Consider the following 13850-nt stretch of genomic DNA (forward strand, 5'->3'; position numbering starts at 1 on the left):
TATTTAAGTATGAGCAATAAAACGGCAATTAAAGTCAGTAATCTTACTCACACAGTGACATCAAATACAGGGAATTTAACCATATTGAAAGGAATCAATATGGAAATTAACGAAGGTGAGTCCGTGGCAATTGTTGGTTCATCTGGCTCAGGCAAGTCTACTTTGCTTGGATTGTTAGCGGGTTTAGATGTCAATACATCAGGCGACATACTCATTTATGACAAACCCTTTTCACAGCTTGACGAAGAGCAAAGGGCAATTATTCGAGGTCAGTATGTGGGTTTTGTGTTCCAGTCTTTTCATTTGCTACCAAGCTTACAAGCCATAGAAAATGTTATGTTGCCCGCCGAACTCAAAGGTGACAAAGAAGCTCGATCAAAAGCCGAAGCCTTGTTGGACAAAGTAGGTTTGTCGCATCGTTTGACACATTACCCCAATCAGTTATCTGGTGGTGAGCAGCAACGGGTTGCCATTGCCCGCGCTTTTGCCTCACAGCCAAAGATTTTATTTGCTGATGAGCCAACCGGTAATCTTGATGAAGACAATGGTAAGTTAATTGTTGATTTGTTATTTGATCTTAATCATTCACAAGATACGACTTTGGTATTGGTAACTCATGATAATGATTTGGCGAATTTGTGTGATCGTCAACTGGTTATGTCTGCAGGTCAATTAACGGAAAAATCCCTATGATGTTTATTTTACGTTTAATGCTGCGTGATTTGCGTAGCGGAGATTTAATTACCTTATTGGCAGCACTGGTCATTTCGGTTGGTACTGTGACATCGATTGGTCTATTTATAGATCGCTTACAGTTGTCTTTTGAGCAAGAATCCGCCAATTTACTTGCCGCTGATCGTCTGGTCAGAACGGATTCACCGATAAAAGCAGAGTGGCAAGAGAAAGCGGCTGAGCTTTCTTTGGAGCAAGCTCAGCGCACCTCATTTACCACCATGATGTTCGCCAATGATGCTTTACAGTTAGCTCAAATCAGTGCGGTAACGGACAATTATCCGTTACGTGGTGCTTACCTAGTGGATCAAAATCTGTTCGGTCAAGGAGCGAGCTGGGATAAACCGCCAAAACCCGGTCAAGTGTGGTTGTCATCTCGTTTGGCAAGCATGCTTGGCGTCAATATTGGCGATCAGGTGGAGATTGGCGAAGCAGAATTTATCGTAAGTCAATTTTTGGTACGAGATCCTGGTTCTACGACATCCGCTTTCGCGATTTCTCCGAGAGCTGTAATCAATGCTGCTGACTTAGATAAAACACAAGTTATTATTCCTGGTAGTCGTGTTCGTTATTCTTTGTTGATGGCAGGAGATAGAGATGCTTTAACGGAATATGGCGATTGGCTGCAACCACAGCTACAAGAAGGTGAAAGATGGCGTACACCAACACAGCGTGGTGAGCGAGTAGGCGATACGATAGGGCGAGCGGAATCTTTTCTCTTATTGGCGGGAACTCTTGCAGTTGTGATGTCAGGTATTGCTATGGCATTAGCTTCATCGCGCTTTGTGAAACGACATCTCATGCAAGTTGCCATTCTTAAAACCTTAGGCGCAACCCCTAAATTTTTAAGCTGGGCATTTATTCAACAACTTAGTTTGTTATTTACCATTGGTACACTCATTGGTTTAACCATTGGTTGGGTAATACAAGAAGTCATTGCATCCTTGTTGTCCGGCTTGATGTCAACACAACTTCCAGAACCCTCAGTGACTCGTATGTGGCTTGGTATCGCAACGGGTTTAGTTTCCATGCTGGCGTTCTGTTTACCTTTGGTCCTGCGTCTTATCAAGATATCGCCTTTGTCGGTTCTGCAGCCCAGTGTACGAATTGAACAGAATACCGCCATTATCTATGCTTTAGGTTTTGCGGGTATGTACGCTTTGATGTGTATTTACACTAAGGGCTTTTTACTGCCCACGGTAATGACCTTGAGTATTATTGGTATTGGACTCATTGTTGGTTTACTCGGCTTTAGTGTATTCAAGCTTGGTCGCAGTTTGACCTCAGGTGCTACCAGCGGTTGGCAGATAGGCTTGGCCTCCTTGTATCGTCGTTTACTGCCAAATTTATTTCAACTTTTGGTGTTCACCTTGATCATCATGTTGACCTTGATTTTGATTGGTGTGCAATCTAGCTTGATCAGTGATTGGCAAAAACAGCTGCCAGATGACGCGCCAAATCATTATGTGTTTAATGTGCAAAGCAATCAGGTAGAGGCGATTAATGAAACCACTGCAGCACTGGATATCCCGCATTCGTCTTGGTATCCAATGGTTCGTGGTCGTGTTATTGAACTCAATGGTGAAAGCGTTGATGACTTGTATCCAGAAGGTCGCGGTGAACCTGAACTAGTAGATAGAGAGCTTAATTTGACTTGGTCTGATGAATTAGGGCAAGGCAATAAGCTGCTAGAAGGGGACTTTTCTGCCAATGGTTTGTCTATTGAGCAAAGAGTGGCTGAAGAAGTGGATCTTGGCATAGGCGATGAGCTAACGATAAACATAGGTGGCAATATTATGACCTTACCCATTACCTCTATTCGTGAGGTGGATTGGGGATCCATGCAGCCAAACTTCTTTCTGATTTTACCTAAGCAAGCCTTAGAAGATTATCCAGCCAACTTTGTAAGTAGCCTGTTTGTGAGTGAAGATCAGGCGCAAAGTTTTTATAAAGCCATGTCCAACTTCCCTACAGTCTCTATTCTCAACGTAGGAGATGTATTGAAGCAGATTCAAACCATCATTGGACAGTTATCTCAAGCGATTCAGTTGGTCTTACTCTGTATTCTTGCTGCTGGTGCATTGGTCTTGTTAGCCAGTGTTCGTTCTACGTTGGAAGAGCGACTTGAAGAAGGGGCCTTGTTACGTGTACTTGGCGCTAAGAGTCAACTGGTAAGGCAATCTATCTTTGTGGAATTTGGCGCCTTGGGCTTTTTCTCCGGAGTGATTGCAGCGCTTGGTGCAGAGCTTTGTCTGTATGGCCTGCAAGTCTATGTGTTTAATAGTCAACCCAGTTGGCATTTAAACCTTTGGTTGTTTGGGCCGCTGATTGGTATCATTGTGATATTAACGATAGGTGTGTTCGCTAGCCGTAAAGTGCTAAGAGTGCCACCCATGCACCTATTACGAGATATTTAATCTTAATAAATCAGAGCATTCATGTATAAAGAACAACAAGGCTACATCGTCAGTCGGCACACCAAGGAAGTAGATGGGCAGATTGAGATGAGCCTTTTTGTTAAGACCTCAGACAAAACCCTTAAAGTCGTTCCAGATAGACAGTTGCTGAGCTTTTTCAGTGATATTCCACTTGAAGTTTTACCCGATAAAATATCTGGCGTTACTTATCTACCAAGTCAACTGCTTTCTTTTGAGCACAAAGCCGTACAACTTATTCAGAGTAAAAGCCAAAAAGTACATCAGCAGTTAGTTCAGTTTGTTAAGCAAGCTGGTTACCAGGTTTACGAAGAAGACATAAAAGCACCAGATCGATATTTGATGGAACGCAACATACGTGGCGCAGTGCGTTTTATTGGCGAAGAAGCACATGGCGGAAACCTCTATCGGAATGCCAAGCTCATCGCCGGAGAGTTTCAACCAGCTTGGAAAGTCTGGTCGTTAGACATTGAAACCTCTGTCACACATAACCAAATTTTATCCATTGGTATTATCGGTGATGATTTGCGCATGGCTTTTGTGGTTACTCAGCAAGAAGCTGAGATTGATGGTGTGGCATGCTACCAAGATGAACGCAGCATGTTACTGGCTTTTATGCAGTGTATGAAAAAGCATAACCCGGATATCCTGATCGGTTGGAATCTAATTGGCTTTGATTTGAATTTTATTGACCGACGTTGTCAATATCTAGGCATTCGCCCGGCCTTTGGTGTTAATGGAGAATCCTGGAGCATTCGTTCATCGGAGAATCAGGGTAAGTTTTTTGCCACCATTCCTGGTCGAGTTGCATTAGATGGCATTACTTTACTTAAAGTAGGCGGTTATCATTTTGAGTCTTATAGCTTAAACAATGTGAGTCAGGAAATACTTGATGATAGCAAGTTGTTACATGGCGGTGACCGATGGCAAGAAATTGAGCGTTTACATCAGGAAGATTTAGCCTCTTTTGTAGCTTACAACCTGCAAGATTGTGATTTGGTTTGGCGGATTTTCGATAAACTCAAATTGATCGAGCTTCAGCAAACACGAGTAGACCTTACCGGCATTCCATTAGAGCAAACTGGAGGCTCGGTGGCTGCTTTTGAGAATCTATATCTGCCTCGTCTTCATAAAGCGGGATTTGTGGGGCCTGCCTGGCGAGATGAAGCTTTCGTTGCCAGTCCTGGTGGCTTTGTAATGAATTCGATTCCAGGCTTGTATAAAAACGTTCTCGTGTTTGATTTTAAGAGCCTTTATCCAAGCATTATTCGTACCTTTTACATTGACCCTTTAGCGCGTATAAGTGGTCAACAAAGTCTTTCACAAAATCAACACCTGGTCCCTGGATATCGCGGCGCTAAGTTCAATGCCAATATGGCCATTTTACCCGAGTTAGTAGGTGAGCTTGCTCAAGCTAGGGAGCAAGCAAAAGCGAAAAACAACGATATCCTAAGCTATGCCATAAAAATCATTATGAACTCTTTTTATGGCGTCTTAGGTTCTAATGTGTGTCGTTTTTATCATGCTGAATTAGCCAGTTCCATTACCATGCGCGGTCATGAAATTTTGCAAAGGACCAAGGATTGGATGGAAGAAACAGGAGCGCAAGTGATCTACGGTGATACGGATTCGCTGTTTGTGGTGTTGAACGATGACTCGCAAGATCCAGAAAGACTAGGACATGCTTTGTGTCAATCCATCAATAATAAACTTCGCCATTGGTGTCGAGAGTTTGCACATCTAGATTCCTATTTGGAATTAGAGTTCGAAACGCTTTACCAGGCTTTTTTTATGCCAACCATACGTGGTCAAGAAGAAGGCAGTAAAAAACGATATGCCGGAAAAACCAAAGATAAGATCGTCTTTAAAGGTCTAGAAGCAGCTCGAACCGATTGGACTAAGCTGGCTCGAGAGTTTCAAAAGAATTTATTTGAAATTGTTTTTAATGATGAGCATCCAGCAGACTATATCAAATCGGTTGTTGAGGACTTGAGATTAGGAAAGTTTGATTCGTGGCTTATTTACAGTAAGCAGCTTAGTCGTCCTTTGTCTGAGTATCATAAAAATAAGCCACCCCATGTTCGTGCTGCCATGATGATAGACGAAAAACGCGCACAACAAGGCTTACCGTTAGAATACGATAAAGGTCGTAAACGAGTGTTTTACCTTCATAAGACAACTGGAGTGTATCCGTATGAGACAACAGCAGATTTAACAGATCTTGATTACGAACATTACATAGAAAAACAGTTGTTGCCCATCGCTGATAGTATTTTACCGGCTTTTAAGACAGACATGACAAGCTTATTGTCTCAGCAAATTTCCTTACTTTGAGCTAGAGAACTATTTTGCTTTAACAACTAGGTTAAAGACACGTTGGGTATTGTCCACACTGGCTTTTATGACAGCGTCCAGATCCATATTGCGCAATTCTGCCACCTGTTTTGCAACATAAGCCAAATATTTGGGATGATTTTTTTTCGGTCTTGGACGAATGGTACGAGGTAATAAATAGGGCGCATCCGTTTCCAGCAAAAGCTTGTCCAAAGGTATGTGAGGCACCGCAGCTTGTAAGTCCGCACCGCGTCGTTCATCACATACCCAGCCTGTGATTCCTATATGTAAACCTAGGGCCAGATAGTTATCCAGTTCTTTTATTGAGCCAGTAAAGCAGTGAATAACGGAATGTTTTGCCACCTCGGGACATTGCCGTAAATACTGGATCATTTCTTGGTGAGCATCACGTTCATGAAGGTATAAAGGCAAAGAGTATTGTTCAGCTAACTCAATTTGCTGTTCAAATACGAATCTTTGCTGTGTTGGAGTAGAATAATTACGATTAAAATCCAAACCTGTTTCGCCAATTGCCACAGGGTTCAGTCGCTCAATCAAGTCTGTTAGTGTTTGTTTGGAACTGGATTGCCAAGTCTTGGCTTGATGAGGATGACAGCCAATGGTTTGCCAGAGGTTTTGATAGGACTGGCTATATTGTCCTAGTAAATGACTTTCTTCCAAGTCTGAAGCGATGCATATCATGCCATTGACGCCTTCAAGAGCCGCTTCATCAATTGTGTTTTCTAGATCCTTTAAAAAGAGTGAGTGATTAAGGTTTACACCAATATCTATCATGCTTGTATCATATCTTTTGTGTCAATTAGGCTGTCTACATAGATTTTTTTCAACACGTCTTTACTGATTCCTTTGCTCAACAATTGATCAAAAGGGATCTTTTCCCAACGTCCTGACTCATAGGCTTCCACCATTCTTAAAATACCGCCTAAATTCCCTTGGTATTCCAACAATGCCTTTTTGATATTCACATCCAGAGGCAGATCTTTTAAAAGACTGTTGAGGTCTTCATCATAAAAACTGGGTAAATATGAAAATAAGCCTACTAAAAATGCCCCTTCCAATTTAGGAAACAAGGTAGCACAAATGTTTTGGCAGAAGTAAGCTCTTGAAACAGCCATAGAAAACAAGCAATCGGGCTTTCCTGAGACGCTGTTGAGCATCACCAGTCCTAGCCATTTCACCAAATCTCTGACCCCAATAATCTCAACTGCACGTTGGGCATTAGAAACATTAAATTGACTGTGATATCGCGCTGTATGGGTAAGTTTTATAATACGGTAAGTTAAGGTAGGGTCCTGTTCTATGCAATCTGCCAGTAACCGCGGAGAGGTTTCATGATTATTGAGATGGTCAAGTAACTCAATCAAAATGTCTTTGTAAGCAAATATTCGCTTGCCAGTGACTTTGGATATTTTACGAATAAATGGGCCACTAAAATTGGCATTTGGCAAAACCGCTTTCAATACTTCAAAATCATGGGCTTTATGGATATTGTTAATCCATATATTTTTTGCGGCGATCTCGGTTTGTTCGGTAAAATTCAGAATATCATCAAGCGTGCATTTCTCTAAATCATATTCTACATACGAAAAAACATTGATGAAATCTGATTCATAGCTATTGGCGCATGGGTTTATCAATCCCAATTGGTAGCCAGCAAAGCGTGCATTTAATAGAACATCATAATACTTATCTTGATCTAACCCCTGGCAATCTATAAACAAAACAATCTGAGTATCGTTAAGTTGCGGAAGAGTCGATAATTGTTCAGGGTGGATAGCAAAAAAACCGAGTTTATTCTGAATGATTTCATTCAGATCCATATCAACAAACAATGTACTTATGAATGTCTTTTCATCTTGGTATAAGTTAGTATCAGGGTATAAGAGCTGATAAGCAACGGTCTGGGATCTTTGATTAACGACAGCTTTTTGGCAGAAAAGTACTTCATCGTGATTCATTTTGTTTCCCTACGTAAAGAAAGACGTCACAAAAAAATACTGTAAGCCATAGCTGAATGCAATATCATGGTTATAATGGAATAACGCCTTAATTAGAAAATTGTGTGGAGTGATGTATGGCGAGCATGTTAGACGCTGTAGACCAAAGAACCAAACTGGTAGGTGAGAACCGCTTAGAATTGCTAATGTTCCGACTCGGCGGAATGCAAATGTTTGCAATTAATGTCTTTAAAGTTCAAGAAGTCGTACAGTTACCAAAACTCAACTTAATGCCACATCGTCATCCCTCTGTTGCGGGAGTGACACATTTCCGTAATCGTACTATTCCAGTCATTGATTTGTCAGAATCCATTGGTATGAAACCCATTGAGAGAAATGAATCTTGCAATCTTATTGTTACTGAATACAACAATACGGTACAAGGCTTTATGGTGGGTGAGGTTGATCGCATTATCAATATGAACTGGAATGAGATTTTACCACCACCAGATGGGGCAGGACGTCAGCATTATTTGACTGCCATCACTCGTGTAAGCGATCGCATTGTTGAAATCATAGACGTAGAAAAAGTATTGGCTGAAATTTCACCTTATGACAGTACAGTAAGTGATGAAGTAATCGATAATGATCTTCTGGCTCTAGCGAAAGGTTTAGAAGTGCTAGTTGTTGATGATTCCTCTGTTGGTTTGGCTCAATGTCGTTCAACATTGGATTTTATGGGCATTACAGTCCATACAGCAACGGATGGTAAGCGTGGCCTTGAGAAATTAAAGAAATGGGCTGACGAAGGTGAAACCGTACCAGATAAGCTCTTAATGATGATAACAGACGCTGAAATGCCAGAAATGGATGGCTATCGATTGACGAGGGAAGTTCGTGAAGATGCACGTCTTAAAGATTTATACATTGTACTACATACTTCCTTGAGTGGTAGCTTCAATAAAGCCATGGTACAAAAAGTAGGGTGTGATGATTTTTTATCAAAATTCCAGCCAGATAAATTGGCGAGCTTAATTCAAGAGCGTATCCGTAGCGTTGTTCATCGAGAATAATGTTTAATGATGAGAGGGCATTTGGCCCTCTAAATCTGTTTAATATGGCTTTTGTTCTCTTATTTATCTTTTCAATTGACCTGATTTAATGATCATTAAACTCTCGGTGTTGTTTTTTTTTATTGGTGTCATGGCGGGCGTTATTAATCGTTACACACCTATCTCACGGTCTATTCTAAGTCTTACTTGCGGTTATTTCTTCTTACCCGTGCTTGGCATTAATCTGGCGAGCTTTTATCCCTATTTATTGGCCAGTGTGCTGGTGGCGTGTTTGCCTGTTTGCCTCTATGTATGGTTAAAAAAATTGCGTCATGTAGAGCCCCAAAAACTGGTGTTTAAATACGCTCCAGGCATTTCTATGGGGGCAGTTGTTGGTGCGCAGTTAGTGAGTATATTGTCCTACAAAGTACTGATTATAGTCTTGTCAGTATTTCTTTTTTCTTTACTCTTGATTCAATCCTATAGATTAATTAGCCATGTTAATGGAAGCGTCATATTACATTCACACGTCAATAAGTGGCTTAAAGCATTAAAACCTTTGCCGCTAGGAATGTTTTTAGGCACAGGCGCCGTTCTTTTTGCTGATGATTGCCATACTGTCTCAAAGAGTGTCCTTGATGGGGCTGACTCACATCAGCCTGACAATCAAAATGGACTAAGTGTGTTTGTTTGTTTTGCGGCAATGATAGGATTTGTTTTTCCAGCAGTACAACCCGTATTCATTGATGTGAATGTGTCAATGGATTGGTTTGCTGGTTTAGTGTGTTTGCCCATTTCTATGAGTCTGGCCGCTGGACTTTTTATTGCGGCTTGTTTTCCAGCTTGGACAATTAATGATTTTGAAAAAAAATTCATTTCTTTTTGTATCATTCTGTATCTGGTTATCTGTTTGATACGCATTTGGTTTTAGCAAGTAAAAGAAGTCATTTGACCGTAAAATAACGTGTTTTTACACCTTGTTAATTTACTGTTGGCCTATAATAAGCAAGGATTTTCTAAAGGGTTTAATTCCATGAAAAAAAATAATATTGGCGTTTTAATGATGAATCTTGGTACGCCAGATGCCCCAGAAACAGGGGCGGTAAGGCGCTACTTGAGAGAATTTTTATCTGACCGTCGGGTTGTGGATCTAACCCCATTGCTTTGGAAACCTATCCTAAATCTTATTATTCTTACCATAAGACCACCAAAAGTGTCTAAGGTCTATCAGCAAGTATGGATGGACGATGGTTCGCCTTTATTGGTACTAAGTCAAAGACTAAAAGACAAACTCAAGATACAGCTCACGGAAGAATTTCCAATGCCGATCGCCATTGAGTTGGCCATGACTTATGGCAATCCTAGTGTTGAAAAGGCGGCTCAAAGTTTGCGCGAACAGGGGGTCAATAAAATTTTGGTACTGCCTATGTATCCACAATTTTCATCCACGACAACCGCTGCAGCATACGATCGCCTAATGCGTTCATTAAAATCATGTCCGCATTGGCCTGAATTGCATTTGTTGGAAGATTACGCTGATCATCCATTGTATATCACTGCCTTAGCAAATTCGGTAAAAGCACAATGGGAATTACAAGGAGAGAGACGTCATCTGGTCTTTTCTTATCATGGCATTCCTAAGCGTTATGTCGGCAAAGGCGACCCTTATCAGCGTCGTTGTGAACTGACTAGTCGATTAGTCGCTGAAGAGTTAGAGCTGGACGATCAGGATTGGACGCATGTTTATCAATCTCGCTTTGGCCGTGAAGAGTGGTTAAAACCCTACGCTGATGAGACCTTACGAGCCATGCCGGAAATGGGCATTAAGAAAATTAATGTTATTAGTCCTGCGTTTTCAATCGATTGTATCGAGACTTTGGAAGAAATTACGCTGGAATTAGGTGATGAATTCAAACAACATGGTGGCGTCGCATTTGATTACATTCCTGCATTGAATGACAGCTCAGATCAAATCGCCTTATACATGAGCTTAATTGAAGAACACATAAAAAATTGGACTTAACATGACTACGAATCGCCAAGCTTTCAAATTCATAGCTTTTGATGCCGATGATACCTTGTGGCGAAATGAAGAAATTTTTATGAATGCACAAGATGAATTCATTCATTTATTGTCACCATATCATGATGAAGTTTATGTGCGCGAACACTTAGCTGAAGTGCAAATTAGAAATCTTGAACATTTTGGTTATGGTATCAAAGGCTTCACCTTGTCTATGATAGAAACAGCGATAGAGCTGACGGAAGGCCGAATTCTTGGCAGCGAAATTCACGAAATTATCGCTTTAGCCAAATGCATGGTTGCTATGCCGGTTGAGGTTTTACCCAATATTGAAAACGTATTGAAGACGCTAAAGAAAGAGCATAAATTATTCGTCATTACCAAAGGTGATTTATTGGATCAAGAAAGTAAATTAGCACGTTCAGGGATTGTTGATTACTTTGATGCGATAGAAATTGTCAGTGATAAAACAGCGGCCACCTACGAATCGATTTTGCTTCGTCATCAGATAAAAAAAGAAGATTTTTTAATGATAGGCAATTCATTAAAATCAGACGTGCTGCCAGTGTTAGATATTGGCTGTCAAGCCATACATATTCCTTATCACAGTACATGGGCTCATGAACAAGTAGATGACGCAGTGCTCGCTGAATACGACAACTTGATTCAATTGAAAGAGGCTGGTGATATTTTGACTTTTATCAATCAACATGAGTCGACCACTTTTGCCACTGTTTAAATAAAATGTGTTGCTACTTTTTTTCTGCTTGATAAGTGAAAATGATGAAAAAAATACTAATATCCTTATGCCTAATTTTATTCATGTCCTCCTCTCTGGCGGCAGCGTCCAATGTTGAGCAAGCGCAAGAAAGTGCTGCGGATATGTGGGATAAAACCCAGCAGGCGGCTGTTGAATTCGCAGATAAAGCCTCAATCACCGCGAATGATTTGGGAGATAAAATCATTCATCACGGTTCCATAGCAGGCGATAAAGCCGCTGATATTAGCTCTGACGTATGGCAAGCCATGAAACAGGTGGGGGCAGAAACCGCCGAAGTGGCCCGACATGGAGCAGATAACGTTCGAAATCTATTTCAAAAAGAAGAAGCACAGTGTCAGCAAGATTCTGCACTTTGTTTTAAGGATTAGCTTTTATCATATTGGTGTAATCGATAAGCATGGCTCAAGATAAGGATTCGACACATCCTCCAGACAACCATTGGGAAGAAGAGTTTCTTCAGCAAGATGACGCGCATATAGCGGCTGCTCAGGTGCGTTACCGTTGTCCGAAGTGCCAAAGCTATCTGCAAAAACGCAATGGATCAAATGGCGTATTCTGGGGCTGTGAAGCCTATCCAAGTTGTGATTACACTGCTAATGATGAAGATGGCATACCTGTTAGGGCAAAGCGTTATCTCTGTCCTGCTTGCCAATCGCCGTTACGGCGCAAACAATTTAAAGACAATGTGTTTTGGGGATGCTCAAATTACCCCGACTGTAAAGTGACAGTAGAAGATGATAATGGCGTTCCTTCTGCTACTAAAAAGTACCCCTGTCGTGTTTGTGGCCATTATTTGGTGCGAAAAAAAAGTAAGAACGGCTATTTTTGGGGCTGTATTAACTATCCTAAATGCACCAATACGTTAAATGATGACAAAGGACTGCCAGTATTACGTAAGAAGCGGTGAGGTCACTTCAAATTGAGCTCTTGCTGGTAGGCATTATGACTTGCCTCAATATTTTCTAATGCAGGCACCAAATCCGGGTAGATAAATTCATAGCCTTGTTGCTGTAAATGAGAAGGCAATACTTTTGGTCCTAAGGTTAGTAAAGTTGACATTTCACCGAAGATCATTTGCAGAACAAATGAAGGGGTCCATAAAATACTAGGTCGATTTAAACCTTTTGCATATTGTTTGGCAAACTCTTCCTGTGTCACATTATTGGGGGCGACCAAATTATAAATACCACGGAAATTTGGGTCTTCCATCGCATTTAAAATGCACTTTTTCACATCTTCAATGTGAACCCAGTTGAACCATTGCTTGCCACTACCAATAGGCCCGCCTAGACCTAAGCGGAATGGCAGGCGTAATTTGGCTAACGCTCCACCATCTCCTAACACTACACCCAATCTAAGAATAACTAATCGTGTTTCATCATTAGTGTGGCTGGTTACAGCTTGTTCCCATAAATCACAAAGCTCATGTGCAAAACCAGGCTGAGTAGGGCTATTTTCATCTAAATCCATTTGGTTGCTTGGTCCGTAAAAACCAACCGCAGACATAGATATAATGGTTTTGGGTACCTGATGCAGCAAATCAAACACCCGATGGGTAAGGTTGACGCGGCTGTTGATCAGGGCTTCTTTGCGTTTTCGGGTCCAACGTTTAGCCGCAATGTTTTCCCCAGCGAGATTAATAAAAACATCGAAAGTAAAGTCCAATTGAGATAAAGCGGAAAAATCGATCTGTTTTACCTGGTCGGAGAGTTTTTTGGACTTCTTGCGTACTAAAGCATAGATGTTGGCATTAGGACTAATCAGCTCTTCCAGAAGTGATTGTCCTATGAAACCTGTCGCACCTGTGATCAGAATATTCATCTTAGCTGCCTTTTCTCTTTGCCTGTCTTAAAATCTAGTAGAAACGCATCAAAATGGAAACTGGATCATATTAAAACAGATTCACTTCTGTTCATGTCTAGGTCTGTAGTATTTATGTCTAGCTCGGTCGACTCTTTTAATACTTCTTTTTAATCAATATGTTATGCCTTTATTGGCATAAGCTTAGAAGGGCTTATTGGTATGTTGTTAAAGCATTTTAACGTTTTTTTACGTGGCACCTTCTTTTTCTTGAATAGGATGGCTAAAATGGTCGTTAGTTCGATTTATTAGGTAAGATAATGCAACGCAAAGAATACGATCACATCATTCTTCTTGCACACGGAAGTCCTGACCCTCTTTGGAAAGAACCTTTCGAAACCCTGCATCAACGCGTTACTGCACTGTATGGTGAAGACAACACCAGTTTGGCTTATATGGAGTTAACAACGCCGTCTTTACAAGACGTCGTACATGCTCTCGCCCCTGAAGTAACATCAGTAGCGGTTTTGCCATTATTTTTAGCCGTTGGACGTCATTTGCGTTCAGACGTACCTGCGCAAATAGCAGAGCTTCAATCAGAACAGCGTAATATCGTGTTATTACCACCAGTCGGTGACGATGACATAGTAAAGCAAGCCATGGAAAGTGTGATAGCTGGATATTTAGGTAAGGAATGAGAATGCAATTGTTTTTAGTGATGAGATGGAGCCAATG

At 41.1% G+C, this 13850-nt stretch carries 13 protein-coding genes; 10 read left to right on the forward strand and 3 right to left on the reverse strand.

The window, feature by feature from the left end:
• The first annotated feature begins 9 nt into the window (after positions 1-9).
• The 3 genes from ABXS85_RS02200 to ABXS85_RS02210 are packed head-to-tail and all read left to right on the forward strand — an operon-like array spanning position 10 to position 5501.
• Positions 10-693 carry an ABC transporter ATP-binding protein gene (locus ABXS85_RS02200; protein WP_353668422.1) on the forward strand — a complete coding sequence of 228 codons (684 nt, stop codon included), beginning with the start codon at positions 10-12 and terminating at the stop codon, positions 691-693.
• The gene (locus tag ABXS85_RS02205; protein ID WP_353668423.1) at positions 690-3149 is read left to right on the forward strand and encodes an FtsX-like permease family protein; all 2460 of its coding nucleotides are present in this window, start codon (positions 690-692) and stop codon (positions 3147-3149) included. Before ABXS85_RS02200 ends, ABXS85_RS02205 begins: the two co-directional genes overlap by 4 nt.
• A gap of 21 nt (positions 3150-3170) precedes the next feature.
• On the forward strand, positions 3171-5501 hold the full coding sequence (locus ABXS85_RS02210) for a DNA polymerase II (protein ID WP_353668424.1): 2331 nt from the start codon (positions 3171-3173) through the stop codon (positions 5499-5501).
• 9 nt (positions 5502-5510) lie between these two features.
• On the opposite strand, the gene ABXS85_RS02215 is transcribed toward ABXS85_RS02210, so the two are convergent.
• Together ABXS85_RS02215 and ABXS85_RS02220 are read right to left on the reverse strand one after the other, a co-directional pair.
• Positions 5511-6296 (reverse strand): TatD family hydrolase, encoded by a 786-nt coding sequence (locus ABXS85_RS02215; protein WP_353668425.1) that lies wholly within the window; start codon positions 6294-6296, stop codon positions 5511-5513.
• A complete protein-coding gene (locus ABXS85_RS02220; RefSeq protein ID WP_353668426.1) occupies positions 6293-7480 on the reverse strand; it encodes an HDOD domain-containing protein in 1188 nt (395 codons plus the stop codon). The genes ABXS85_RS02215 and ABXS85_RS02220 overlap by 4 nt, the downstream gene beginning before the upstream one ends.
• A 116-nt stretch (positions 7481-7596) precedes the next feature.
• On the opposite strand from ABXS85_RS02220, the gene ABXS85_RS02225 reads away from it, so the two are divergent.
• The 6 genes from ABXS85_RS02225 (at position 7597) to ABXS85_RS02250 (ending at position 12222) form a co-directional block, all read left to right on the forward strand.
• A complete protein-coding gene (locus ABXS85_RS02225) occupies positions 7597-8532 on the forward strand; it encodes a chemotaxis protein CheV (RefSeq protein ID WP_353668427.1) in 936 nt (311 codons plus the stop codon).
• 88 nt (positions 8533-8620) lie between these two features.
• The gene (locus tag ABXS85_RS02230) at positions 8621-9442 is read left to right on the forward strand and encodes a hypothetical protein (RefSeq protein WP_353668428.1); all 822 of its coding nucleotides are present in this window, start codon (positions 8621-8623) and stop codon (positions 9440-9442) included.
• Positions 9443-9544: 102 nt separating this feature from the next.
• A complete protein-coding gene (hemH, locus tag ABXS85_RS02235; protein ID WP_353668429.1) occupies positions 9545-10534 on the forward strand; it encodes a ferrochelatase in 990 nt (329 codons plus the stop codon).
• A 1-nt stretch (position 10535) separates the two neighbouring features.
• Positions 10536-11273: an HAD family hydrolase gene (locus ABXS85_RS02240; protein WP_353668430.1), complete on the forward strand. Its 738-nt coding sequence runs from the start codon at positions 10536-10538 to the stop codon at positions 11271-11273.
• 44 nt (positions 11274-11317) lie between these two features.
• Positions 11318-11683 (forward strand): hypothetical protein, encoded by a 366-nt coding sequence (locus ABXS85_RS02245; RefSeq protein WP_353668431.1) that lies wholly within the window; start codon positions 11318-11320, stop codon positions 11681-11683.
• 29 nt (positions 11684-11712) lie between these two features.
• Positions 11713-12222, forward strand: a complete 510-nt coding sequence (locus ABXS85_RS02250; protein WP_353668432.1) for a topoisomerase DNA-binding C4 zinc finger domain-containing protein — start codon at positions 11713-11715, stop codon at positions 12220-12222.
• Between the two features lie 2 nt (positions 12223-12224).
• Here the strand turns inward: ABXS85_RS02250 and ABXS85_RS02255 are convergent, their stop codons facing one another.
• Positions 12225-13136: a TIGR01777 family oxidoreductase gene (locus ABXS85_RS02255; protein ID WP_353668433.1), complete on the reverse strand. Its 912-nt coding sequence runs from the start codon at positions 13134-13136 to the stop codon at positions 12225-12227.
• Positions 13137-13435: 299 nt separating this feature from the next.
• Here ABXS85_RS02255 and ABXS85_RS02260 point away from each other — a divergent pair, with 299 nt between their 5' ends.
• Positions 13436-13813, forward strand: a complete 378-nt coding sequence (locus ABXS85_RS02260; RefSeq protein WP_353668434.1) for a CbiX/SirB N-terminal domain-containing protein — start codon at positions 13436-13438, stop codon at positions 13811-13813.
• Positions 13814-13850 lie beyond the last annotated feature (37 nt).

Source organism: Marinomonas sp. THO17, assembly GCF_040436405.1.
Classification (GTDB): Bacteria; Pseudomonadota; Gammaproteobacteria; order Pseudomonadales; family Marinomonadaceae; genus Marinomonas.